This is a genomic window from Pacificibacter marinus (genome assembly GCF_018860665.1).
Lineage (GTDB): Bacteria > Pseudomonadota > Alphaproteobacteria > Rhodobacterales > Rhodobacteraceae > Celeribacter > Celeribacter marinus_A.
On the sequence record NZ_JAHKPK010000001.1, the window covers coordinates 14,456 to 37,660 of the forward strand.

General features: G+C 53.0%; 24 protein-coding genes, 2 pseudogenes and 1 riboswitch. Of the genes and pseudogenes, 5 read left to right on the forward strand and 21 right to left on the reverse strand.

Annotation, left to right across the window (positions count from 1 at the left end; translation table 11 throughout):
* Positions 1 to 90: 90 nt before the first annotated feature.
* Positions 91 to 1,260, reverse strand: a complete 1,170-nt coding sequence (locus KO497_RS00075) for an MFS transporter (protein ID WP_215941929.1) — start codon at positions 1,258 to 1,260, stop codon at positions 91 to 93.
* A 248-nt stretch (positions 1,261 to 1,508) separates the two neighbouring features.
* On the opposite strand from KO497_RS00075, the gene KO497_RS00080 reads away from it, so the two are divergent.
* From KO497_RS00080 to KO497_RS00090, 3 genes are all read left to right on the forward strand, one after another.
* Positions 1,509 to 2,135: a 50S ribosomal protein L25/general stress protein Ctc gene (locus KO497_RS00080; RefSeq protein WP_215941930.1), complete on the forward strand. Its 627-nt coding sequence runs from the start codon at positions 1,509 to 1,511 to the stop codon at positions 2,133 to 2,135.
* A 128-nt stretch (positions 2,136 to 2,263) separates the two neighbouring features.
* Entirely contained in the window at positions 2,264 to 2,977 is a 714-nt protein-coding gene (gene pth, locus KO497_RS00085) for an aminoacyl-tRNA hydrolase (protein WP_215941931.1), read from the forward strand.
* Positions 2,974 to 3,354, forward strand: coding sequence for a DUF2237 family protein (locus KO497_RS00090; protein WP_215941932.1), 381 nt, complete (start codon positions 2,974 to 2,976; stop codon positions 3,352 to 3,354). Before pth ends, KO497_RS00090 begins: the two co-directional genes overlap by 4 nt.
* A gap of 77 nt (positions 3,355 to 3,431) precedes the next feature.
* Here KO497_RS00090 and trpB read toward each other — a convergent pair whose 3' ends face one another.
* From trpB to miaB, 18 genes are all read right to left on the reverse strand, one after another.
* Positions 3,432 to 4,679 carry a tryptophan synthase subunit beta gene (trpB, locus tag KO497_RS00095; protein ID WP_215941933.1) on the reverse strand — a complete coding sequence of 416 codons (1,248 nt, stop codon included), beginning with the start codon at positions 4,677 to 4,679 and terminating at the stop codon, positions 3,432 to 3,434.
* Between the two features lie 153 nt (positions 4,680 to 4,832).
* Entirely contained in the window at positions 4,833 to 5,474 is a 642-nt protein-coding gene (locus KO497_RS00100; protein ID WP_215941934.1) for a phosphoribosylanthranilate isomerase, read from the reverse strand.
* Between the two features lie 9 nt (positions 5,475 to 5,483).
* A complete protein-coding gene (locus KO497_RS00105) occupies positions 5,484 to 5,831 on the reverse strand; it encodes a lipopolysaccharide assembly protein LapA domain-containing protein (RefSeq protein ID WP_215941935.1) in 348 nt (115 codons plus the stop codon).
* 10 nt (positions 5,832 to 5,841) lie between these two features.
* On the reverse strand, positions 5,842 to 6,123 hold the full coding sequence (gene ihfB, locus KO497_RS00110) for an integration host factor subunit beta (RefSeq protein ID WP_085848881.1): 282 nt from the start codon (positions 6,121 to 6,123) through the stop codon (positions 5,842 to 5,844).
* A 374-nt stretch (positions 6,124 to 6,497) separates the two neighbouring features.
* A complete protein-coding gene (gene rpsA, locus KO497_RS00115; protein ID WP_215941936.1) occupies positions 6,498 to 8,174 on the reverse strand; it encodes a 30S ribosomal protein S1 in 1,677 nt (558 codons plus the stop codon).
* A gap of 266 nt (positions 8,175 to 8,440) precedes the next feature.
* Positions 8,441 to 9,073, reverse strand: a complete 633-nt coding sequence (locus KO497_RS00120) for a nitroreductase family protein (protein ID WP_215941937.1) — start codon at positions 9,071 to 9,073, stop codon at positions 8,441 to 8,443.
* Between the two features lie 171 nt (positions 9,074 to 9,244).
* Positions 9,245 to 9,853, reverse strand: coding sequence for a (d)CMP kinase (locus tag KO497_RS00125; RefSeq protein ID WP_215941938.1), 609 nt, complete (start codon positions 9,851 to 9,853; stop codon positions 9,245 to 9,247).
* A 67-nt stretch (positions 9,854 to 9,920) separates the two neighbouring features.
* Positions 9,921 to 11,270, reverse strand: coding sequence for a 3-phosphoshikimate 1-carboxyvinyltransferase (gene aroA, locus KO497_RS00130; protein WP_215941939.1), 1,350 nt, complete (start codon positions 11,268 to 11,270; stop codon positions 9,921 to 9,923).
* 116 nt (positions 11,271 to 11,386) lie between these two features.
* Complete coding sequence (trmB, locus tag KO497_RS00135) at positions 11,387 to 12,124, reverse strand: tRNA (guanine(46)-N(7))-methyltransferase TrmB (RefSeq protein WP_215941952.1); 738 nt, start codon at positions 12,122 to 12,124, stop codon at positions 11,387 to 11,389.
* 110 nt (positions 12,125 to 12,234) lie between these two features.
* Complete coding sequence (gene queF / locus KO497_RS00140) at positions 12,235 to 12,699, reverse strand: preQ(1) synthase (RefSeq protein WP_215941940.1); 465 nt, start codon at positions 12,697 to 12,699, stop codon at positions 12,235 to 12,237.
* Positions 12,700 to 12,798: 99 nt separating this feature from the next.
* Positions 12,799 to 13,980 carry a methionine adenosyltransferase gene (metK, locus tag KO497_RS00145; protein ID WP_215941941.1) on the reverse strand — a complete coding sequence of 394 codons (1,182 nt, stop codon included), beginning with the start codon at positions 13,978 to 13,980 and terminating at the stop codon, positions 12,799 to 12,801.
* Between the two features lie 7 nt (positions 13,981 to 13,987).
* A riboswitch (SAM-SAH riboswitch) is annotated at positions 13,988 to 14,039 on the reverse strand.
* Between the two features lie 37 nt (positions 14,040 to 14,076).
* Entirely contained in the window at positions 14,077 to 15,528 is a 1,452-nt protein-coding gene (lnt, locus tag KO497_RS00150) for an apolipoprotein N-acyltransferase (RefSeq protein WP_252729432.1), read from the reverse strand.
* Between the two features lie 49 nt (positions 15,529 to 15,577).
* Positions 15,578 to 16,573, reverse strand: a complete 996-nt coding sequence (locus KO497_RS00155; protein ID WP_215941943.1) for a transporter associated domain-containing protein — start codon at positions 16,571 to 16,573, stop codon at positions 15,578 to 15,580.
* Between the two features lie 42 nt (positions 16,574 to 16,615).
* Positions 16,616 to 17,110, reverse strand: a complete 495-nt coding sequence (ybeY, locus tag KO497_RS00160) for an rRNA maturation RNase YbeY (RefSeq protein WP_215941944.1) — start codon at positions 17,108 to 17,110, stop codon at positions 16,616 to 16,618.
* A gap of 77 nt (positions 17,111 to 17,187) precedes the next feature.
* Positions 17,188 to 18,231: a PhoH family protein gene (locus KO497_RS00165; protein WP_252729433.1), complete on the reverse strand. Its 1,044-nt coding sequence runs from the start codon at positions 18,229 to 18,231 to the stop codon at positions 17,188 to 17,190.
* Between the two features lie 197 nt (positions 18,232 to 18,428).
* Positions 18,429 to 18,761 (reverse strand): hypothetical protein, encoded by a 333-nt coding sequence (locus KO497_RS00170; protein WP_215941946.1) that lies wholly within the window; start codon positions 18,759 to 18,761, stop codon positions 18,429 to 18,431.
* An 11-nt stretch (positions 18,762 to 18,772) separates the two neighbouring features.
* Complete coding sequence (locus tag KO497_RS00175) at positions 18,773 to 19,345, reverse strand: OmpA family protein (RefSeq protein WP_215941947.1); 573 nt, start codon at positions 19,343 to 19,345, stop codon at positions 18,773 to 18,775.
* A 257-nt stretch (positions 19,346 to 19,602) separates the two neighbouring features.
* The gene (miaB, locus tag KO497_RS00180; protein ID WP_215941948.1) at positions 19,603 to 20,964 is read right to left on the reverse strand and encodes a tRNA (N6-isopentenyl adenosine(37)-C2)-methylthiotransferase MiaB; all 1,362 of its coding nucleotides are present in this window, start codon (positions 20,962 to 20,964) and stop codon (positions 19,603 to 19,605) included.
* Between the two features lie 238 nt (positions 20,965 to 21,202).
* Between miaB and KO497_RS00185 the strand changes: the two genes are divergently transcribed.
* Entirely contained in the window at positions 21,203 to 22,063 is an 861-nt protein-coding gene (locus tag KO497_RS00185; RefSeq protein ID WP_215941953.1) for a glycosyltransferase family 2 protein, read from the forward strand.
* Between the two features lie 95 nt (positions 22,064 to 22,158).
* On the opposite strand, the pseudogene KO497_RS00190 reads toward KO497_RS00185, so the two are convergent.
* Positions 22,159 to 22,511 (reverse strand): annotated as a pseudogene (locus KO497_RS00190) (integrase core domain-containing protein); the annotation flags it as partial.
* Between the two features lie 68 nt (positions 22,512 to 22,579).
* Positions 22,580 to 22,630, reverse strand: a pseudogene (locus tag KO497_RS19520) (hypothetical protein); the annotation flags it as partial.
* Between the two features lie 100 nt (positions 22,631 to 22,730).
* On the opposite strand from KO497_RS19520, the gene KO497_RS19335 reads away from it, so the two are divergent.
* Positions 22,731 to 23,205 (forward strand): recombinase family protein (locus KO497_RS19335; RefSeq protein ID WP_215941954.1); only part of this gene is annotated, 475 nt, incomplete at its 3' end.

Sequence of the window (23,205 nt, forward strand, 5' to 3'; positions counted from 1 at the left end):
AAAAACCTCTGCGCTCAACATTGGCTGAGCGCAGAGGTCATTTAGTCTACTTGCAGGGGCTTCTCTCAGGGGGGCTTGCACGGGCGAAATTTACGCCCCTGAATACGACCCTGCGGCACGTTTTGATTTAATCATCAACACGGCCGGAATGATGGTCGCGACCAACCCCGCCACTATGACAAAAGCCACGCGCAACCCCCAGTGCTGTGACACAAATCCGATCAGCGCAGGTCCGATAAAAAAGCCCGAAAACCCGAACATCCAAGCCCGCGAAATCGCGACTGCGCGTTGTTCACGGTGCACAAGTTTGCCCAGTAATGAATTCGCCGTAGGCACAATCACCGCCATGCCAATTGCCGAGATGCCGATCCCCAACAAAGCAACCGTTTGCGTCGGCGCAAGGGCCATCACCAAAGATCCGATCACGCCAAAAACACCGGACCAAAGCACGACACGTTCTTCACCTAGTTTTTCTGTGAACACCTGCCCCAAAAGGCGCACCGTGAACATCACCAACCCCAGCGTGGTGGGGCCAAAACTGCCATGCCCGACAGCGCCCCCCAACTCGCGCTCAATGAACAACGCGGACCATGATTCTGTGGCGTTTTCGCCCACAAATGACACGAACAACATCACAGCCACTGTCAAAATAAAAAACCAAGGTAAAGACGCTGGTGCAGCGGCATCGCCCTCTTCTTTATGCATAGGCTTCCAGTTTTTTTCCCATGTCAGCACAGACACGAATAACAAAATCCCTCCCATAAACGGAAAGACTTCGGCGATTCCCATACCTGATTGACGCATCCAACCCACAGCCAGTGCTGAGAGACCAAAACACAGAGAGAACATCGCATGATTGACGTTCATCAAATGCAAACCGTGGCGTTCCTCAAGTTCGGACAGCCGCATGTTTGAGGTGATGTCAAAGCCAGACACCCCTGCCCCCAAAACGACCATCATCACAAACATAAACGGCAACGAATGCGCAAATACTGGTAGTTGCGACAACAACGCCAAAAGTACGGCCAGCACAGGCAATTGATATTTTCCAAGTGCTTTCGCCACTTTAGGCGCCAGAAACATCGCGGCCATACCGCCGATAGCAGCCGTCATAAGGGCCCAGCCCAACTGCGCGTCAGAAGCGCCGACTTGCGCTTTCAGTTCCGGCACCATGGCCGAAAAGGTCCCCCAGTATAAGCCAACAATCCCGAGACCAAAAAAAGGTGCCCGCGACACTTTCACAGCTTTCAAAATAGACATAATATTTTCCCCTAGCGCGGCCCCAATGGGCGTCAGGTCAATTGTCGACCACATCCCTCAAAGCGCTTTGGGCAAACTATTGGAAAGCGAAAAGTCATACAATACAACTTCGCAATCTCTAGGTTCACTCTTTGTGACCTTGAATTACAAAAAACTCTTTCAATTATAGGGAATCTCGCCTATACGCGCGACTTCACGCGGGTCTACAGCCTTGGAGGAGGCCCGCCCTAAAATATTGGAGATTTATTATGGCTGGTGAGATTCCTGATCTTGTTGCCACGGAACGTACGGGGACAGGCAAGGGCGCCGCTCGTCAAGCACGTCGCGACGGCTTGGTTCCAGGTATCGTTTACGGTGGTGAAGCTGATCCTTTGCCGATCAACATCCCGTTCAACGTTCTTTTGAAACGCCTTAAGCAAGGCCGTTTCTTGTCCACTTTGTTCAACCTCAAAGTTGAAGGTCAAGAAGACGTTCGCGTCATCTGCCGCGGTGTGCAGCGCCACGTGGTGAAAGACCTTCCAACGCACGTTGACTTCATGCGCCTAAAACGCAACTCGCTCATCAACCTCTTCATTCCTGTTGAGATTATTGGCGAAGAAGAAGCACCTGGCATGAAAAAGGGTGGCGTTGTAACGCACGTTCGTACAGAGGTCGAGCTTATCGTGACTGCTGGCGACATTCCTGAGAAAATCACTCTGGACGTGTCTGCAGGTAACCTCGGTGATGTGTACCACATCTCTGACATCACGCTTCCTGCAGGTGCTAAATCTGTGATTGACCGTGATTTCGTTATCGCGAACATCACTGCGCCAGCTGGTCTGGGCTCATCTGATGATGAAGACGAAGCGACAGAAGTAGAAGCAGCAGAAGCGTAAGCTTTTCCGCTCTTCGACAAAATTGAAACGCGGGCCTTCGGGTTCGCGTTTTTTTTATGCGTGGCGTCAATCACGCATAGCGCAACACGCCCTGTTCCCCTAAAATTCTTTCAAACAGGAGACCCCACATGAAGCTTTTCGTCGGCCTCGGCAATCCAGGTGCAAAGTACGCAGGCAATCGCCACAACATCGGCTTTATGGTTGTCGACCGTATCGCCGAAGAAGCGGGATTTGCGCCTTGGCGTGCCAAATTTCAAGGAAAAGTGTCCGAAGGCAAACTCGGCAGCGAAAAGGTGGTCTTGCTGAAACCCGAAACTTTTATGAATCTGTCTGGGCAATCCGTGGGCGAAGCCATGCGGTTTTACAAACTTGAACCTGCAGATGTTGTGGTCTTCCACGATGAACTGGATTTGGCCCCCGGCAAAGCCCGCGTTAAAACCGGCGGCGGTCATGCGGGGCACAACGGGTTACGATCCATGCACCAACACATCGGAGCCGATTATGACCGTGTGCGTTTGGGCATCGGCCACCCCGGTCACAAAGACCGAGTGGCAGGCTATGTGCTATCTGATTTTGCCAAAGCGGACCAAGACTGGCTGGATGACTTGATCCGTGGCTGCGTAGATGGCGCGGCAGCTTTAGCGGCGGGTGACAGTGCAAAATTCGGCAATGCTGTGGGTCTGCGCGTCAATCCCCCCCGCTCAGGCGGCGGTGGGAACCCCAAGGCCAATCGACCAGAGACCACTCCCCATGCGCCCCCCAAACCCGCTGCACCAAAGACAGACAGCGCACAATCTGACACCCGCAGCCCGCTTCAAAAGCTCAAGGATAAATTCAAATGATCAAACCGCACACAAGCGAGAATGTACTGGGCGGCACCTTAGAGCTTTGTTCTACGAAACCACTGACAGGCTACTTCCGCGATGGTGCTTGCAACACTTGCGTTGAGGACACGGGGTCACATACCGTCTGCGCGGTCATGACCGACGAGTTTTTGGCCTTTTCCAAATATGTCGGCAACGACTTATCGACGCCGCATCCAGAGTTCGGCTTTGTTGGCCTGAAGGCAGGTGACGCTTGGTGCCTGTGTGCAGGGCGTTTTCTGCAGGCCCATGACGAGGGCTGCGCGCCCAAGGTCAATCTAGCGGCTACACATATGAGGGCGCTCAATATCGTGCCTTTGGCGGTCTTAAAATTGCACGCCGTGGATGCGGCTTAGACGCCCGTTTCTCTAAAACGCAAAACGCGAGACATTGAATGCCTCGCGTTTCAAAAAATTAAAGCTCTCGGACTGCGCTATTCAACGTCGCGTCCTTCAGCACCCATTTCCATGCCTAAGTGACGTGCAACGGTGAAAATGTCTTTGTCACCACGTCCACACATGTTCATGACGATCACGTGGTCTTTTGGCAATGTTGGTGCGATTTTCATCACATGCGCCAAGGCGTGAGAGGGCTCAAGCGCTGGAATGATGCCTTCGGTGCGGCACGAGAACTGGAACGCCTCAAGCGCTTCTTTATCGGTAATAGACACGTATTCTGCGCGTTTGGTGTCGTGTAGCCATGCATGTTCAGGGCCAATACCAGGGTAATCAAGACCTGCCGAGATCGAGAATCCTTCCAAGATTTGCCCATCGTCATCTTGCAGCAAATAGGTGCGATTGCCGTGCAGCACGCCGGGGCGTCCGCCTGTCAAAGAGGCGCAATGTTCCATTTTGGAATTCACGCCTTTGCCGCCCGCCTCAACACCGATAATGCGCACGCTTTTGTCATCCAAGAACGGATAGAACAGACCCATCGCGTTGGACCCACCACCGATAGAGGCGATCACTGTATCAGGCAAACGCCCCTCACCTTCATGTTCAGGCAGCTGCCAGCGCACTTCCTTGCCGATGATCGCTTGGAAATCGCGGACCATTTCGGGGTAAGGGTGCGGCCCCGCCACTGTCCCGATGCAGTAAAACGTGTTGTGAACGTTCGTGACCCAATCGCGCAAACCGTCGTTCATCGCGTCTTTCAACGTGCCACGGCCAGAGGTTACAGGCACCACTTGGGCGCCAAGCAATTTCATGCGGAACACATTGGGCGCTTGGCGTTCAACGTCATGCGCGCCCATGTAAATCACACATTCAAGGCCAAACTTGGCACAGACCGTCGCCGTCGCCACACCGTGCTGGCCGGCGCCAGTTTCGGCGATGATGCGGGTTTTGCCCATGCGTCGCGCCAGAATGATTTGACCCAACACGTTGTTGATTTTATGTGCGCCAGTGTGGTTGAGTTCGTCGCGTTTGAGGTAAATCTTCGCGCCGCCAAGCTCGTTGGTCATGTTCTCAGCAAAATACAACGGGCTTGGACGGCCCACGTAATGCTTCCACAGATGATCCATCTCGGCCCAAAAGCTCGGGTCGGTTTTGGCTTTTTCAAACTCTTCCTCAAGGCTGAGGATCAATGGCATCAAGGTTTCAGACACAAAGCGCCCGCCATAGTTGCCAAAGCGGCCCTTTTCGTCGGGACCATTCATAAAGCTGTTGAAAAGATCGTTCATCTGGAGGCTCCCAAAGTATGCCACACGCGCGGCGTCATACGAAAATTCTTATCTGTCTCAAAGGATGTAGCGCACAGGTGCATGGCGGTAAAGCGATGCAGTATTATGGTGGACAAAATACTCAAACAAACGCCCGCGATCTGGGCATGAGCATCAGGCTGCGCGAATGGCTTTGATAAACGCGCGTATTTTAACAGGGTCTTTAACCCCCGGTGCGCTTTCCACACCTGAGGACACATCCACCTGTTTCGCGCCAGTCAGTTGGATGGCTTGCACAACATTGTCGGGCGTTAACCCGCCAGCGAGCATCCAAGGCGCGTTCCAACCACGTTTGGAAATCAGCTGCCAGTCAAAACTCAGCCCATTGCCACCAGGCAAAGCTGCGCCCTTGGGGGCCTTCGCATCCACCAACACTTGATCGCTGACCAAGCCATAGGCATCGAGCGCTTGAATGTCTCGCGGTACCGCGACACCAACAGCCTTCATCACAGGCAGGCCATAGCGCACACGGATCGCTTTGACCCGTTCCAAGTCTTCAGAACCGTGAAGCTGCAACATATCGATAGGCACTTCGCCCAACAAACGATCCAGTTCTGCATCAGTCGCATTCACAACCAAGGCCACTTTGGCCACGCCCACAGGCACGTCTAAGGCAAGGTCGCGCGCAACAGATACGGATACGTTGCGGGGGGACTTTTCAAAAAACACGAACCCAAGATACTGCGCCCCCGCCTCGACGGCAGACGCAACAGTCTCGGGCGTTTTCAACCCACAAATCTTAACCCGAGTGTCCATGTGTCAGGCTTATGCGTCGAGCAAAGCGAGCACTTCGTCGCCTTCAGATTTTGCCTTGGCCACTTTGAGCTTAGACACTTCACGCGCGAGTTTATCTTTTTCGCGGCGATGCTTGCTGGCGGCTGCACGATGTTTGTATTCGCGTATCCATTCCCAGACGAAGCCGATCAACAACCCCGCGATGATCGCGCCAAAGATGACGATGAACATCGGCAAGGATACTGAATAGCCAATGCCCAAGTAGTCGGCCAACTCAGCCGGCAAAAGATTAAGTGTCACAACGGCACGATTTGCCAAAGCAATAGTAATGAGCGCGACAGCAAGCGCCGCGAGAAAAACATAGCGGATGGTGCGCATTGGGCGCTCCTTACTCTTCGTTTAAACGGTCGCGGAGCAACTTGCCGGTTTTGAAAAACGGAACGTGTTTTTCGTCGACAGGAACGCTTTCTCCCGTCCGTGGATTGCGTCCCATTCTGGCATCGCGCTTCTTGACTGAAAACGCGCCAAAACCGCGCAGCTCGACACGATCGCCTTTGGCCATAGCTTCGATAATTTCTTCAAAGATCGTATTCACGATCCGCTCAACGTCCCGTTGGTAAAGATGCGGGTTGTCGTCTGCGATCTTCTGAATGAGTTCAGATCGGATCATGAAAAGGTCCCCCTAAAAAAAATGGTGCATCGTCTTTTGAACATAGCAAGCTTCCAAGACTATAGGACGCGAATTTGCATCGTGGAATAGTTTCCTTAACTGTCAGGTCTACTTTTTTGCCTCTAATGCGCTGATCTTGGGCCTAAATTCTGGAAATACACTGTTTTCAGACCTCCACCCCTCGTTTGACGGCACAAAGATTTCTATTCGCGTGTTTGCGATTCGCGCCTCAGGCACTGATCCGTTGTTGATTTAGGCAATCTGTCGAGGTGCTGCATGTCGCCAATTCGGAACACTTGGCCCGCTCAACGAAAAACGGCCCCGCGCAAAACGCAGGGCCGCCAATGGATTAAGACTGTTTCGCTTGCGCGATATTAGTCTTCAGTTTTCAAAGCTGCACCGAGGATATCACCCAAGGATGCACCGGAGTCAGAAGACCCGTACTGTTCAACTGCTTCTTTTTCTTCAGCGATTTCACGTGCTTTGATGGACAGGCCAAGACGACGTGTCTTTTGGTCCACATTGGTCACGCGTACGTCAAGCTTGTCGCCAACGTTGAAACGCTCAGGACGCTGGTCAGCGCGATCACGTGCAAGGTCAGAACGACGGATAAAGGATTTCGCGCCTTCGTACTCAACCTCAACGCCGCCTTCTTCGATCGCTGTCACTGTGACAGTTACGATTGAGCCGCGTTTCACGCCTTCAACTGCGCCAGAGAAGCTGTCGTCGAGAGCTTTGATGGAGAGAGAGATACGCTCTTTCTCAACGTCAACTTCGGTGACAACCGCTTTAACAACATCCGCTTTGCGGAAGTTCTGGATGGCGTCTTCGCCGCGCTCTTCCCATGACAGGTCAGAGAGGTGAACCATGCCGTCAATGTCGCCTGGCAAGCCAACAAACAGACCGAATTCGGTGATGTTTTTGACTTCGCCTTCAACTTGCGTGCCCTCTGGGTGTGTTTCAGCGAACACTTCCCATGGGTTACGTTGTGTCTGCTTGAGACCCAAAGATACGCGACGCTTGGAAGAGTCGATTTCCAGAACCATCACTTCTACTTCTTGTGAAGTGGAAACGATTTTACCTGGGTGTACGTTTTTCTTTGTCCAAGACATTTCAGAAACGTGTACGAGACCTTCAACACCTGGCTCAAGCTCAACGAATGCGCCGTAGTCAGTGATGTTGGTCACGCGACCCATGTGCACAGTTTCGAGTGCAAATTTCGCTTCAACAGCATCCCAAGGATCGTCTTGCAATTGCTTCATGCCCAAAGAGATACGGTGTGTCTCTTTGTTGATTTTGATCACTTGAACGTTGATGCTCTCACCGATTGTGAGGATCTCTGATGGGTGGTTCACACGACGCCATGCCATGTCAGTGACGTGGAGCAAGCCGTCTACGCCGCCAAGGTCAACAAACGCACCGTATTCAGTGATGTTTTTGACAACGCCCTCAACAGCTTGACCTTCAGTCAAGTTGCCGATGACTTCAGCGCGCTGTTCCGCACGAGATTCTTCGAGGATAGCACGACGTGATACAACGATGTTGCCACGACGACGGTCCATTTTAAGAATTTGGAACGGTTGCTTGAGACCCATAAGTGGGCCAGCGTCACGCACTGGGCGTACGTCAACTTGGGAACCTGGCAAGAAGGCCACGGCACCGCCGAGGTCAACTGTAAAGCCGCCTTTGACGCGACCAAAGATAGCACCGTCAACGCGCTCTTCAGCAGCGTAAGCTTTTTCAAGACGATCCCATGCTTCTTCGCGACGCGCTTTGTCACGAGAAATAACAGCTTCGCCACGTGCGTTTTCAACACGGTCGAGGAACACTTCAACCTCATCGCCAACAGCGATGGAGGGAGCTTCGCCCGGGTTGGAGAATTCTTTAAGATCAACGCGGCCTTCCATTTTGTAGCCTACATCGATGATGGCTTGGCCAGCTTCGATTGCGATGATTTTACCTTTTACGACAGACCCTTCTTGAGGTGTGTCAATTTCAAAGCTTTCCGCGAGAAGAGCTTCGAAGTCTTCCATAGTGATGTTCTGAGCCATGTGGTCTCAATTTCCTTTTCAAAACGTATATTCGGGCCTCGTGGTTGTTTCCACGGGTCTTAGTTTCATTGCATCCCAAGCCGACATTGAGCGCCGCACATGATGGTGAACACACAAAAACAAAAAGAGCCTGAGGCATTCCCCCGGCTCTACTCACCACATCTGCGACTCTTTACGGTCTTTAGACAGGGCCGCATATAGGCGTTTTTCTACCTGATAGCAAGAGGGGCAAGACCTTTTGGCCCTGCCCCGCATAACAACGGCGCTTATTCTACGAAGGTGAACATCTCTTCGCGTGATTTGCGAACCTTTGGCAAATTGACCAACCAATCGCTCGCTTCGTCGCGATACCCTAACGCAAGTATGACTTGAGACTTCAGGCCTTTCGCGGCCAATCCAAGCGCCTCGTCTACAGCCGCCGGATCAAAGCCTTCAATCGGGGTGGCATCTACGGCTTGCTCTGCTGCGGCCAACATTGCAAAGCCGAGAGCGATATAAGCCTGACGCGCAGCGTGACCCGCATTTACAGCTTCAGGCAAAGAAAGATACAGAGATTTTAGGCCTTCATAATAGGCCGTTGCCAATTCAGTCGGGCCGCCACGTGCGACTTCGCCGCGCTCGCGCACGGCATCGATGCGCTCCGCTGTGTAATTGTCCCAAGCGGCGAAGACCAAGACATGAGAGCAATCTGTCATCAAAGACTCGTTCATTCCCATGGTTGGAATACCTTCGCGTGCCACTTGGCCGCTGACCACAAAGACCTCGAAAGGCTGAGACCCTGACGACGTCGGCGCTAGGGAAATCGCATCTAAAATCGCTTCAAGTTGCTCCGCGGGAATTTTCTTAGAAGGGTCGTATTTTTTGGTCGCGTAGCGCCATTGCATAAGATCTTTGAGCATTGCTGCCTCTTCTGTGTATGTCGTTGAAATATAACACTGCACCTACGCCCATCATGTTAAATATCAAGAAGAAACACCTCTGCATTCTCGCACAGCATCTCTATCATGGCGGCGAGAGTCGCGTATTCAACATGATCACGTCAAAGCTGCAAAGCTCATTTGCAATACGTTTTATCTTTGCTTGAGCTTCACCAAAGCCACCACCTGCGCGATGGCGTCTTCGATGCTCATGTTTGAAGTGTCGATGATGGTCGCGTCATCCGCTGGCTTAAGCGGCGCTGCGGCGCGGGCGGAATCACGTTCGTCACGTTCACGCAGGTCGTGCAAAACTTGCTCGACGGTGGTGACTTCGCCCGCCGCAATCAATTCGTCAAAACGGCGTGTGGCGCGCACCTCATCTGAGGCAGTGATGTAGAGTTTTACATTGGCGTCAGGGCAAATCACGGTGCCGATATCGCGCCCATCCAAAACAGCGCCACCAGAGCGACGCGCAAAGGCTTGTTGGAAATCGACCAAAGCCTCGCGCACCTCAGCAATGGCGGCCACACGACTGGCCGCTTGGCCCGCATCGCCTGACCGCAAATCATCGCGTTGCAAATCTTCGGCTGTCAGGGTTTGCGCTGCCTCGATAGGGGCCAAGCCCTCAAAGGTTTTTGCCCCTGTAGCGCGGTACAAAAGCCCTGTATCCAAATGCGCAAAGCCAAAAACCTCGGCCACTGCGCGGGCCACTGTCCCCTTGCCTGCCGCGGCAGGTCCGTCGATCGCTACACAAAAACTCATGTATTTGTCCTCATTCAGGCGTCAAGCATTACAAGTGGTCCAGTGGAGTGCAAGTCAAAGTTTTGCGTCAGCGATTTGTCCGCTGAATGGATGCGCCAAGCGCCGCCATAAGTGTCTCGAACACAGGGAAAGAGGTTGCGATAGGGGACCCATCATCAACGGAAACCGGTTCATTTGAGGCCATCCCCATGACAAGGAACGACATCGCAATGCGGTGATCGATAAAGGTGGCGCAGGTCGCACCGCCTTTGACGCCTTTGGGCCCGCAGCCATGAACGATCAGCGTGTCTTGATCTTCTTCGATCTTAACACCGCATTTTTCCAAACCGCGCGCCATCGCATCAATGCGATCGCTTTCTTTCACACGCAATTCTTTGACGCCCTTCATCACAGTGGTGCCTGTCGCGAAGGATGCGACCACAGACAAAACAGGGTATTCATCGATCATCGATGCTGCACGCGCAGGTGGCACTTCGATACCTTTGAGTTGAGAGTATTTCACACGCAGATCGGCAACAGGTTCGCCACCTTCCTCGCGCGGGTTCTCAAACGTGATATCTGCACCCATTTCAACAAGCGTGGTGTAAAGCCCGTTGCGGGTCGTATTTTGGCTCACGCCCGGCACCAAGATGTCAGACCCCTCGACGATCAAAGCCGCACAGACCGGAAAAGCGGCAGAGCTTGGGTCGCGCGGCACGGCGACAACTTGGGGTTTCAATTCGGGGCGACCTGTCAGGGTGATTTTATAGCCTTCAGCCACCTTTTCAGTCACGACCTCAGCCCCGAAGCCGCGCAACATGCGTTCGGTGTGATCCCGCGTGGCTTCTTTTTCGATCACCACGGTTTTGCCGGGGGCGTTCAATCCCGCCAAAAGTACGGCAGATTTCACCTGCGCGGACGGCATTGGCGTGGTGTATTCCACAGGCGTCGCATCACCGGTGCCCACAAGCGTCAGCGGCAAACGCCCACCAGAACGACCAACAGACGTTGTGCCAAACAAGGCCAACGGATCGGTGACGCGCCCCATAGGACGTTTGTTCAACGAGGCATCGCCAGTAAAGGTCACAGCAAAAGGTGATGTGGCGACACAGCCCATGATCAAGCGCACACCGGTGCCAGAGTTACCGCAATCGATCACATTGTCAGGCTCGGAAAATCCACCAACCCCAACACCATGCACTGACCATTCGCCCGCGCCGTGATCCACGACATCCGCGCCCAGCGCTTGCATCGCTTTGGCCGTGTCCAGCACGTCTTGGCCTTCAAGCAGGCCCGTGATCTTGGTCTCACCCACCGCCATCGCGCCGAAAATCAATGCGCGGTGCGAAATGGATTTATCGCCCGGCACAGAGGCCACGCCTGACAAAGGGCCAGATTTGCGGGACGTCATCGGGATAGGGGTGCCGTGGCCGGACATGGGTCTCTCCTTATGCAGCGCGCGGCGCTGATACATCATTTGCAGAATTGATAGCGCAAACAGAAATTAGGGTCCATCCACGTCGTCGTCATAAAGCCAACTTTGGCGCCCTGCGCTTAAGGGCGGCGGAACGTCATGTAATGCGGCGTGCGGCCTTCGCGTAGTGCTTTTTGCTCGTAGCGCGTTGAAATCCAATCTGGCCAAGACTCACTCAAATCTTTCGGGTCGCCCTCAAAGACAAAGCCCGCCTTTGGCACCTCTTCCATCGTTTGACGCACATAATCAGGAATGTCCGTGGCAACACGAAATTCTGTGCCCGGCTTCATCGCTTTAAACAGCGGCACCAAGTGTTCTTGCGTCACAAAACGCCGACGGTGATGCCGTGATTTTGGCCAAGGGTCAGGATAGTTCAAGAATGCTTTTTCAAGACTCTCATCAGGCAAAACATCAAACAGATCGCGCACATCGCCGGGATGTACCCAGACGTTTTGCGTGCCGAGTTTGCGAATTTTACCCAAAAGCATCGCGACACCATTCATGAACGGTTCGCAACCGATGATTTCGACCTGCGGATAGGTTTCGCCCATATGTACCAGATGCTCGCCTCCGCCAAAGCCAATCTCAAGCCAAACAGGTTTGCCTTTGAACTTGGCAGCCATATCGATGGGCGTGCGATCAGGATTAACATCCCAACCCACCCCACCAGGCGACAGCGCATCCAGATCCTCAACAAGATAATCTTTTTGCGCTTGGTTCATTGTTTTCCCATGGATACGCCCATAGAAATTGCGCCAAGGGGCACCGGATTGGTGTGCGCCGGGAGGCGTCTTTTTGGGTGTGTTCTCATCGGTCATGGGCAGCGATTTATCAGGGCTTTGGCGCGGCGGCAACCACTGGCTGTCATCAAGCATATGTCAAAGTGAAACCTGTCCCCGCCTCGCTGCGCCAACGCTGACCAAAAGACTCAGCCGCGTCCGCGATAAGGCGGCACACCCTGTTCGGGAATCCATAGATCTTTGGGTTCCGGCCCAGAAGCCCAAAACACATCAATCGGAATACCACCGCGCGGATACCAATACGCGCCTAAGCGCAGCCATTCAGGATCCAGTAATTCCGTTAAACGCTTGCCGATATAGACAGAACAATCCTCATGAAACGCACCGTGATTGCGAAACGATCCCAAGAACAGTTTAAGCGATTTGCTTTCGACCAGCCATTTGCGCGGCACATAGTCGATCATCAGATGACCAAAATCAGGCTGACCTGTCATTGGGCAGAGTGACGTAAACTCAGGCGCGGTAAACCGCACCGTATAGCGTTCGCCGGCATGTGTATGTGGCACCCGCTCAAGCACGGCATCTTGCGGTGAATTGGGCAATTCGGTCGCGCCACCAAGTTGAGTGAGTTTGCTTGTGTCTGTTTGAACCATAGATCACCTTTAACATTTTTGCCCGTTCTAGCTGCGCGTCTCACAAAGCAAAAGGGCGAGGTTGCCCCCGCCCTTTAGAAATCAGTGATACAACAAACGTTAGATCGCGTTGATCAAGGCTTGTGCCAAATCGGTACGTTCCCACGAAAAACCGCCATCCGCTTCAGGGGCCCGACCAAAGTGGCCGTAAGCCGCTGTGCGTGCATAGATTGGTTTGTTCAAATCAAGATGAGTGCGAATGCCACGCGGTGTAAGATCCATAACCTTTGGAATAGCTGCCTCGATCAACGCAGGGTCCGTATCGCCAGTGCCATGCAAATCGGCATAAATCGACAGAGGTGCAGAGACGCCAATCGCATAGGACAATTGGATCGTGCAGCGCTTTGCCAAGCCTGCCGCAACGACGTTTTTCGCTAAATAGCGCGCAGCATAGGCCGCAGAACGATCCACTTTGGTCGGATCTTTGCCAGAAAACGCACCACCACCATGCGGTGCTGCGCCACCATATGTGTCGACAATGATTTTGCGCCCCGTCAGGCCTGCATCGCCGTCAGGGCCACCGATGACAAACTTACCTGTTGGGTTCACATGCCACACAGTTTCTGGGGTGATCCAACCTTCAGGCAGGACCTCCAAAATATACGGTGTGATCAGCTCACGTACATCGGCAGACGACATGGACTCGTCGAGATGCTGCGTCGACAACACGAGCGACGAAATGCCGACAGGCTTGCCGTCACGGTATTGCACAGACAATTGCGATTTCGCGTCAGGACCCAAGCGTGGCTCAGTGCCGTCTTTGCGCACTTCCGCCAAACGGCGCAAAATCGCGTGAGCATATTGGATCGGCGCGGGCATAAGCGCCTCGGTTTCATCTGTCGCGTAGCCGAACATGATACCTTGATCGCCCGCGCCTTCGTCTTTGTCGCCAACTGCATCAACGCCTTGGGCGATATGGGCCGATTGTTCGTGCAGATAATTGGACACTTTGAGCGTATCCCAATGAAACTTATCTTGCTCATAGCCGATATCGCGCACACAATCGCGTACGATACCGTCAATTTTGCCCATGTATTCGGTGAGCGTTTCGGGATCAGACAGGCCAACTTCGCCGCCGATCACAACTCGGTCTGTGGTTGCAAATGTTTCGGCGGCAACCCGTGCTTCGGGTTCTTCGGTCAAAAATGCATCTAGAACGGCATCAGAGATGCGATCGCACACTTTATCCGGGTGGCCTTCGGATACAGATTCCGAGGTAAAAATATAATCTTTGCGAGACATGGGGTGGTGCTCCGTTATTTCATGTCGCCCATCACGTCAGGAAGCCGTTGTGGCGGGCCGATATGTTAAGTGCGATATAGCGCGGTCTGGGTCGGGTCAAACGGTTTTTCGAAATCGCTCTCTAAGTGGCAACAGCCATGCACATAGCGCAAGAAAGCTTAACAGTCCCAAAACGACCCGTTCGCCGTGGCGCGCATAGAACGTAGGCGGCAACGGCGCGGGCAGCGGCGCGGTCACAGCCCCCGCCTGCCCCAAAGGGATAAACGCTTGAATTCGGCCACGTGCATCAGTGATCGCCGATATGCCAGTATTGGCGGCACGCACCATCGGCAGACCCGTTTCAATCGCGCGAAATCTGGCCTGCGCAAGGCTTTGCTGTGGCCCTGTGAGGGTGCCGAACCATGCGTCGTTGGTGATTTGCAACAGCCAATCTGGGCGCAAAACACTGCGGGCATCGCGTGGGAAAATCGCCTCGTAACAGATCAATGGCAGCGCTTTTCCCAAAGCGCCGAAATCGAACAGCAATTCGTCTTGGCCTGCAGAAAAGCCAAAACCGGCTTGCGCCGTGAACGTACGCAAACCTATGGCGCTCATGAGTTTCGGCAAAGGCATGTATTCACCGAACGGCACCAAATGGCGTTTGTCATAAATTGCTTCAACCGCGCCATTCGCGCCGATCACTGCCGCAGAATTATACCCCTGAAAGCCCTCAACACGTTGTAGGCCTACGACGGCTTTCGCGGCTCCAGTCCGTTCAGCGACAAGATCAAGATAAGTTTCAGCCGCATAAAGCGGTGCAGGCACAGAGGTTTCTGGCCAAATGACCAAATCAGCGCCTTCTGGATCCGACAGTTCCAAAGCGCGATCAAAAAAGATCGGGATATAAGCGGGGTCCCATTTGAGATGCTGTGCCGCGTTCGGCTGCACGATTCGCAAACTATGGGTGGTATCCGGTGGCACGGGTTGATTGAGTTGCCACGTGCCAAGGCCAAACATTGCGGCAAACCCGAACACGGACATCAGCGCCACACGCAGGTTGCGCGCCAAATAAGCCTGAGCGATCAGCGCGGCCAGACCAAAGGTTAAAACCGTCAAACCGTAAGGCCCAACAAAAGCTGCAATCTGCGCCACGGGGTTGTCGAGCCAAATATAGGCAGGCAAGGCCCAAGGGAAACCGGTGAACAGATAACCGCGCAACAACTCGGTCAACGACCAAAAGACTGTGAGCGCAAAAAAACCTGCACCAAAGCGTTTGGCACAATAAAAGGCGACACTCCAAAACAGCGCCAAGCCCCCTGCCATACCGAATAACGCAAAAGGGATCATCCAACCATGGCGCGCAGGTTCAACCAAAAACGGTTCTGCGATCCAAAAAATCGAGCTTAAAAATGTGCCAAAGCCAAGCCACCAGCCCAGCGCCGCTGCAGCGCGGGGCGTTTTAGCACCTGCCCAAAGGGAGGCACCAAGACAAAATCCTATCAAAGCAATAGGCCAGGCTTGCACAGGTGCTTGCCCAAGTCCTCCAGTTAGACCAGCAAGAAACGCCATGCTGCGCGGCGCTCGCACAGCGCTAAAAAGGCGCTGCGCCGCCGACATGTTAGGCTTGTTCCGTTTCGGGCGTGACAGACAGAACTTGTGCCTTCGGGGCTTTGGCCGCATTGGGCAAGCGCACACGAATGCGCTTGATCCGGCGCGGGTCTGCATCGATGATTTCGAACTCGGCCCCAGATACATGTGGGATCACCTCGCCGCGCACTGGCACGCGCCCCGTCAACAAAAACACCAAGCCGCCAAGCGTGTCGATTTCTTCATCGGCGTCGTCTGGCGTCAAGCGCAAGCCAATTTCATTCTCGAACTCATCCATCGGCGTTTTGGCCAAAGCAACATAAATACCATCGCCCTGTTGTGTCCAATATTCGTCTTCTTCGACGTCATGTTCGTCTTCAATTTCTCCGATCACCTGTTCGACCAAATCTTCGAGCGTAACCAACCCGTCAACCCCGCCGTATTCATCGATGACCAAGGCCATATGCATACGATCCGATTGCATTTTTGTCAGCAACACCCCAATGGGCATCGAAGGCGGCGCATAGATCAACGGACGCAGCATTTTCGACAGATCGAAATCTTCACCCTTGCCATTAAATCCGTGGGTCAGCGCGAAATCTTTTAGGTGCACCAGCCCAACAGGCGAATCGAGCGTTCCATCGTACACAGGCAAGCGCGTGTTGCCACTTTCGCGGAACACTTTCACCAGATCATCTTTTTTGATGTCAGACGGAACGGCCGTCATATCCGCTTTAGGCACAGCCACATCGTCAACCCGCTTAGAACGCAGGTTCATCATGCCCAAACGTTGCAATTGCACCGGCTCGCGCTGTTGCGGCACCGTTGTGCTGGGCACATCGTGTTCGGATGATGATGAGAATGAAGACAATACACGCCTGATCCAGCTTGGTTTAGAAGCTTGTGGCACAGGGCCATACACATCAGGTGTGTTTTGCGTCGGGGAGAGGCTCATTTCTGAGAGTCTCTTGGGGTCTGGGCGCGCGCATTGCGCTGCCGTAGAAGACCCAGGCTCGGTGTCGCCCATGCGTCCTTTCCAAAATTGATAGCCGAAATGCGGCCTAGTGCCCTAATATGGGTCAGGTATACCTAAAGTTTCAAGTAGTTCTGTCTCAAGTTGTTCCATTAGCGCTGCATCTGCATCACTTATGTGATCATAACCCAGCAAATGTAGTATTCCATGCACAATCAAATGTGTCACATGGTGCTCGAATGGCTTGCCTGCTTCACGTGCTTCCGCGTCGCATGTGTCGTAAGAAATCGCGATATCGCCCAACTCGATGGCACCAAACACATCGGCCTCAGGCACATCGGGGACACAGCCCTCATCTGCGCCACGCTCGAGAGCAGGCCAAGACAGCACATTGGTGGCCTTATCCTTTTCACGAAAATCCGCGTTCAGCTCTTGGATGCGCATATCATCGCAAGCCAAAACAGAGACCTCGCACTCATCAGGATCGAGACCCAAACGCGCGCAGATCGCGTTCATGGCCACACTGGAAATGGCCGCCAGGTCGAGCGCCGCGTCCCAGCGGGCATCGGCGATATCAATGTCTATTTGCATATGCAAAGTGCCCTATGTTCAAACTCAATTGGCGCACCAAACCCGCCGCGCGTGGCACCTTGCCCCCAACAGCCTGCTTACTTTGCCTCATCAGCCTCATAGGCTTCAATGATTGCCGCCACAAGCGGATGGCGCACCACATCTTTCGAGGAGAAGTAATTGAACGAAACTTTTTTAACGCCAGCCAAAACCCGTTCAGCGTCGCGCAAACCCGAAGCCATGCCCCGCGGCAAATCGATTTGCGTGCGATCCCCCGTGATGACCATACGCGAGCCTTCGCCCAGACGGGTCAAAAACATCTTCATCTGCATCGTGGTGGCGTTTTGGGCCTCATCCAATACCACAAAAGCACGACTTAAAGTGCGGCCACGCATGAACGCCAGCGGCGCGATTTCGATGGTTTTTTCTTCTTTAAGCTTGGCGATCAATTTGGCCGGTAAAAAGTCATCCAAAGCATCATAAAGCGGCTGCATGTAGGGATCGACTTTTTCACCCATATCACCAGGCAAAAACCCCAAACGCTCGCCCGCTTCCACAGCTGGACGCGAAAGAATGATCTTGTCCACATGACCGTTGATGAACATGTTCACACCAACAGCCACAGCCAGATAGGTTTTGCCCGTCCCCGCAGGCCCGATGCCAAAAGCCAATTCGTTGTTGTACAGGCTTTCCACATAGGCCTTTTGCGCTTGGGTGCGCGGTTCAATGGTTTTCTTGCGGGTTTTAATCTCGGACCCTGTACCCTTGAACATCTCGATTTGATCGGCAGGAAATGCACCGTCACCACGGCGCGCATCAGCTTTGCCAGATTGGGCTTTGCTGCCTTTGCCCATGCGAATGGTTCCAGCAATCTCGCCCTCGTCGATATCGCGTCCAGCGTCCAATTTGAGATAAAGCTCTGTGAGGGTTGAACAGGCCAATGCGCGAGGGTCTTCCTCGCCCATCACGGCCAAGATATTCCCGCGCCGTACAATTTGAACCGAAAGATTGGTTTCGATCTGCGCCAAATTGCGATCGTATTCGCCGCACAGATCAATAAGCGATCGGTTATCGTCAAACTCAAGCAGAGTTTCAAAACCGTTGTCTTGTGTTCGCGGGGGTGTCAGCACGCTGGTGGCCAAATGTCTCTCCGACTCTAAAGGGCTATGTTCCAATGGTGCCAAGGGATTGTGGTCAGCGCAAGCCATGATACAAAATATTCACACAGTCGCGCAAAGTTTGGCGCATCCTTAATCACTGTGATGGCGCAATGTTTCGTTAAAATCAAAAAAAAGCCGCCCCAAAAGGAGCGGCTTTGAAAATCTTAACGGTTAGATCGTTAGATAGGGTCACCAAAGACGGACCCAGACTTATACGGACCAATCGCTGTGTTTGGCTCAGCGGACCCAGAACAAACTGGTTTGCCGTATTTATCAACGCGTGGGGACAAGTAGCCCTCGACACCATCATCGATGATCCAGTGGTCACACCCGATTGGGTCGATCCAAATACCCGCCTGCAATTGAGACAAGTGTTTGGAATCAAATCCGCGATCGACTGTTTTGTCTTGCTTGCTGCCGAAGGCAGCGCCCGCACTTTCAGTCACAACGTTTTCACAGGCTGACAAGGAAACAGCGACACCAAGAATGGCAATAACTTTGATAGCTTTCATTCTTTCGCTCCTTACTTGATGCAGATAATTTCAACGCGACGGTTTTTTTGCATGCCTGCACTCGTCCCGTTAGACGCGATTGGCATACGCTCACCATACCCACGAACGTCCGCGATACGCGCGCCTGTGCTTGCTGCGATTTTTGCAACTGCGTTGGCACGATTATAGCTGAGACGCATGTTGTATTCGTCTGATGCACGGCTGTCTGTGTGACCGATAATTGTGTAGGCTGTTGCCCCCGCTTGCGCGAAGAAGTCAGTCAAACGCTTGCGACCTGCTGCAGAAATTGAATACTTATCTGTTGCGAACAATTGGTCTGAATTCATAACAGCACAGGCCTGAACGGGGTGACATGTTGGGTTGCCCTGACGGTCAACCTTAAGATCCATGTACCCCTCAACGCCGTCATCCATAACCCAATGCTCACACCCATCTGGGTCAATCCAGATGGTTGGTGCATAGCGTTCGCCATTCACAGTACCGGAAATTACTTGTGCCTGCGCGGCAGTTCCAACGAAAGCCGTGGCGGCGATCAAAGAGCCCGCAAGTACTGCTCGTCCTTTAGAAAGAAGTTCGTTTACCACGTCTTCAGTCTCCCTTGTTAACGCTTTCAGAGTATTTTACTTTACACCCTAACATAAACCACGTTTTGGCGCCCTACTCACAAATATAGCGATAGGATAGCAAACTTCGTGGAATTGTGAAGAAAATTCCCCACATATTGTGCTGATACTCGCAACGATCACTAAAATCGAGACACATTGTCGACGTTACGTAAAGCATCGAGACCTTTTTTTCAGCACCCCGCCGTAAAAACGCCGACTTCGTGATAAGGCTGTGATCAACCGATCAACTTGCCTTCTAAAGAGTTCGTTTTGCTTTGGGTGATTCTCACGGTGCGAATATCGCCAATTTCCACGCCCTCAACAGGGGCGTGAACGGCATGTAGATACTCAGATTTCCCGATCATTTGCCCTTCAAGGCGGCCTTTTTTCTCGAATAACACAGACACATCGCGGCCAACCATGCTTTCTTGGAAAGCATATTGTTGCTCAGAAATCAGCGATTGCAAGCGGTGAAGGCGCTCCATGGCCACGTCATGCTCGACCATTTTATCGTCTTTTTCTGCAGCCGGCGTGCCAGGACGTGGAGAGTATTTGAATGAGTAAGCCGAGGCATAGCCCACCTCACGCACAAGCGCCATGGTGTCTTCAAAATCTTGGTCGGTCTCGCCCGGAAATCCGACAATAAAATCGCCCGACAAAGCCATATCAGGGCGCGCCTCGCGCATACGTTCCATCAGGCGAATGTACTGTTCGGCCGTATGCTTGCGGTTCATCGCTTTTAGAATTTTGTTTGATCCAGATTGCACCGGCAGATGCAGGTACGGCATCAACTTATCGCAATCGCCATGCGCTGCGATAAGGTCGTCCTCCATATCATTGGGATGTGATGTGGTGAAACGAATGCGCTCCAACCCGTCGACTTTCGCCAAATTGCGAATGAGCTTTGCCAATCCCCATGTGTCTTTTGACCCGCCAGAGACCTGCCCATGATAGGCATTAACATTCTGGCCCAAAAGCGTAATTTCTCGCACACCGCGTTCAACCAGATCTTGCGCTTCACGCAAAACGCGGTCCGCAGGGCGCGACACTTCGGCCCCGCGCGTGTATGGCACAACGCAAAAAGCGCAAAATTTATCGCAGCCTTCTTGCACCGTCAAAAATGCCGCTGGCGCACGGCGCGCTTTGGGACGATTGGGCATAGCGGAAAATTTATCGACCTCTGGAAAATCCGTATCGACAGCCGTGACACCATTACCCACTTTGGCTTCCAGCTCAGGCAAACGATGATAAGCCTGCGAGCCCACAACCAAATCCACCAGCGGCTGACGTCGAATGATTTCTTCGCCCTCAGCTTGTGCCACACAGCCCGCAACACCGACTTTCAAATTCGGGTTCGCCAGCTTGATGTCTTTATAGCGTCCAAGGTCTGAATAGACTTTTTCGGCCGCTTTCTCGCGAATGTGACAGGTGTTGAGCAAAATCATGTCAGCCTCTTCAGGGCTGCTGACCTCGGTATATCCCGACCCACCGAGCGCTTCGACCATGCGCTCGGAATCGTAAACGTTCATCTGGCAGCCGTAGGTTTTTACGAACAGCTTTTTGAGTTCAGCTTTTGTATCAGCCTTGGGGTCAGACATGCTATTGATCCATGCGTTTAGGAGGTGTATTTGCTGCGCCTAGCTACACAAAAGCGCGCCACCTTGCAATCCACTGTACGCGCGGCCAATCTGGCCATCAGCGCACAATAGCTGACCTGTGATATCCATATGCCAAAGATTGCGCCAAAGATTGCCTCTCTAACGCTTGCAATCCTATGTTGTTCATGGCTTTTTTACCGAAAACGGCAACACTACGATGTGGTGTGCAGGAGACATGATGCGTTTTGACAGTTTAGAGATTTTTCTAAAGAGCGGCACAGACGCTTTGGCCAAAGGGCCAGTGGCGATCATTTTTGCCGAAGACCTGATCGAGGTCGACACATCTGTGCGCCATCATTTGTCTTTGGGGTTCAAGTCGTTGATCCTGTTTGGCCCTGAGACAATGACCTTGCCGCCGGCCGTTGAATTGAAAATTCATCGTGTCACTTACGACACCCGCGCGCCAAATATGTTGACCAACGCCGTCAACGCCCTCATCAAAGCGGCTCCCGACATATGGATGTACTACTGCTACAACGCTGAATATCTATTCTATCCGTTTTGTGAAAATCGGACTATCGGCGACATGTTGACCTTTCATACAGAAGAGCGCCGCTTTGGGATGCTCACCTATGTGGTAGACTTATATGCGGGCGATTTGGATGAGGCCCCCAACGCCGTCTCTTTGGAAGACGCACATTTGGATAAATCCGGCTACTATGCTTTGGGCCGCTCAAGCACCGATGGACCCAAAGAACGACAGCTCGACTTTTTCGGCGGACTGCGGTGGCGGTTTGAAGAACACATGCCCGCCGCGCGGCGTCGTATTGATCGCATCGCTATTTTCAAATCCCAAATAGGGTTGGAACTGCGCGAAGACCACACATTCAACATGGAAGAATACAACACATTTTCGTGCCCATGGCACCACAACATCACCGCAGCCATCGGCAGCTTTCGCACAGCAAAAGCGCTGAAAGCCAACGCGGGGTCCGCGTTTGATATCCACACCTTCCGCTGGCACAACTCCGTCGAATTCGAATGGCACTCACAACAGCTGTTGGATTTGGGACTGATGGAACCGGGACAGTGGTTTTAAGTCCCCGCATTCTACTGTTTTGACATGTTTTATTGTCTCAACCTGCTCTTGCACCCAACCTTCGACCAGCTGGGTCTAGAGATTTCCGGCTTTCGTCAGTTCGGTGGGCTGGTTTCACCTTCTGATTTTACGAGCATCATCGGTGACTTGTTTCCGATCGCGCTATGGGGCCGTTCTTCGTTGTAGTATCTACCACTGCCCGACCGGGTTATGCGGAGCATGATCCCGAGAGGGACCAAGTCTCCACCTTTTCTGCCGCATCCGCAAGGCTCAAGAACCAATACGCGTTCAAACATTCATGGCGGAACTTACCGTTGAATGCCTCGATGTAGGCGCTCGCCATTGTGCTCGAACCAATGGCGCACATTGCTCGCTCTGTCGGCTTTCCTGGCCTGCTAAAATCCAAAACCACGCCCCGATGATAAGCCCACAGATCCAGATCTCGCGAGTAACGGCATATCTACATACGTCGCCGGACTTACGGCAAACCTCCGCAACCGTCGTGCCCTCATTGCCTTCCTTAACGATAAACGCCTTTTGGGCGTCCGTGAATTTGGATGCTTTCATCGCGCCCACTCCTTCGCTAGCCAGGAAAGTAGCAGTCGGAAACTCTAATTCAGAATGGTCTAGTTTTTAGGGGGTAGAGCATGATTATTCCGATGCGGCGATTTCTGGCGCATCCCTACAAAGGCCAGGCTACCAAAACCTCCTCGAAGCTGCCCGCAACGGCCTTTTCGACGTGGTTGTGGCAGAAAGCCTCGATCGTATCAGCCGTGACCAAGAACACATTTCCGGCTTCTTCAAGCAAATGCAATATCGAGGCATTCGTATCGTGACGGTATCGCAAGGCGATGTGAGCGAGATGCATATCGGCATTAATGGTGTATTGTCTGCGATGTTCTTAAAAGACCTCGCGGCCAAAACACACCGCGGTCTTGAGGGCCGCGTGCGCAAAGGTAAATCCGCAGGCGAGATCAGCTATGGCTACCGCGTCAGACGCGCCTTTAACGAGGATGGCACCCCCGTCACGGGTGAACGTGACATTGATCCCGATCAGGCCGCTGTCGTTGAGCGTATTTTCAAAGAATATGATGCCGGCCATTCGGCGCGCACGATTGCGGCAGGCTTGAACGCTGATGGCA

Excerpts from the sequence above, each read along its gene's own strand:
- ybeY (WP_215941944.1), bottom strand. The coding sequence starts at position 17,110 with ATGCAAATAGACATTGATATCGCCGATGCCCGCTGGGACGCGGCGCTC.
- KO497_RS00120 (WP_215941937.1), bottom strand. The coding sequence starts at position 9,073 with ATGCTCAAAGATCTTATGCAATGGCGCTACGCGACCAAAAAATACGAC.
- ihfB (WP_085848881.1), bottom strand. The coding sequence starts at position 6,123 with ATGATCCGATCTGAACTCATTCAGAAGATCGCAGACGACAACCCGCAT.
- KO497_RS00125 (WP_215941938.1), bottom strand. The coding sequence starts at position 9,853 with ATGAGTTTTTGTGTAGCGATCGACGGACCTGCCGCGGCAGGCAAGGGG.
- metK (WP_215941941.1), bottom strand. The coding sequence starts at position 13,980 with ATGTCTCGCAAAGATTATATTTTTACCTCGGAATCTGTATCCGAAGGC.
- KO497_RS00090 (WP_215941932.1), top strand. The coding sequence starts at position 2,974 with ATGATCAAACCGCACACAAGCGAGAATGTACTGGGCGGCACCTTAGAG.
- lnt (WP_252729432.1), bottom strand. The coding sequence starts at position 15,528 with ATGGCGTTTCTTGCTGGTCTAACTGGAGGACTTGGGCAAGCACCTGTG.
- KO497_RS00185 (WP_215941953.1), top strand. The coding sequence starts at position 21,203 with ATGCGTTTTGACAGTTTAGAGATTTTTCTAAAGAGCGGCACAGACGCT.
- queF (WP_215941940.1), bottom strand. The coding sequence starts at position 12,699 with ATGGTTCAAACAGACACAAGCAAACTCACTCAACTTGGTGGCGCGACC.
- KO497_RS00075 (WP_215941929.1), bottom strand. The coding sequence starts at position 1,260 with ATGTCTATTTTGAAAGCTGTGAAAGTGTCGCGGGCACCTTTTTTTGGT.
- KO497_RS00105 (WP_215941935.1), bottom strand. The coding sequence starts at position 5,831 with ATGCGCACCATCCGCTATGTTTTTCTCGCGGCGCTTGCTGTCGCGCTC.
- trmB (WP_215941952.1), bottom strand. The coding sequence starts at position 12,124 with ATGACCGATGAGAACACACCCAAAAAGACGCCTCCCGGCGCACACCAA.
- KO497_RS00155 (WP_215941943.1), bottom strand. The coding sequence starts at position 16,573 with ATGGGCGACACCGAGCCTGGGTCTTCTACGGCAGCGCAATGCGCGCGC.
- miaB (WP_215941948.1), bottom strand. The coding sequence starts at position 20,964 with ATGTCTGACCCCAAGGCTGATACAAAAGCTGAACTCAAAAAGCTGTTC.
- KO497_RS00080 (WP_215941930.1), top strand. The coding sequence starts at position 1,509 with ATGGCTGGTGAGATTCCTGATCTTGTTGCCACGGAACGTACGGGGACA.
- aroA (WP_215941939.1), bottom strand. The coding sequence starts at position 11,270 with ATGTCCGGCCACGGCACCCCTATCCCGATGACGTCCCGCAAATCTGGC.
- KO497_RS00100 (WP_215941934.1), bottom strand. The coding sequence starts at position 5,474 with ATGGACACTCGGGTTAAGATTTGTGGGTTGAAAACGCCCGAGACTGTT.
- pth (WP_215941931.1), top strand. The coding sequence starts at position 2,264 with ATGAAGCTTTTCGTCGGCCTCGGCAATCCAGGTGCAAAGTACGCAGGC.
- KO497_RS00170 (WP_215941946.1), bottom strand. The coding sequence starts at position 18,761 with ATGAAAGCTATCAAAGTTATTGCCATTCTTGGTGTCGCTGTTTCCTTG.
- rpsA (WP_215941936.1), bottom strand. The coding sequence starts at position 8,174 with ATGGCTCAGAACATCACTATGGAAGACTTCGAAGCTCTTCTCGCGGAA.
- trpB (WP_215941933.1), bottom strand. The coding sequence starts at position 4,679 with ATGAACGATCTTTTCAACAGCTTTATGAATGGTCCCGACGAAAAGGGC.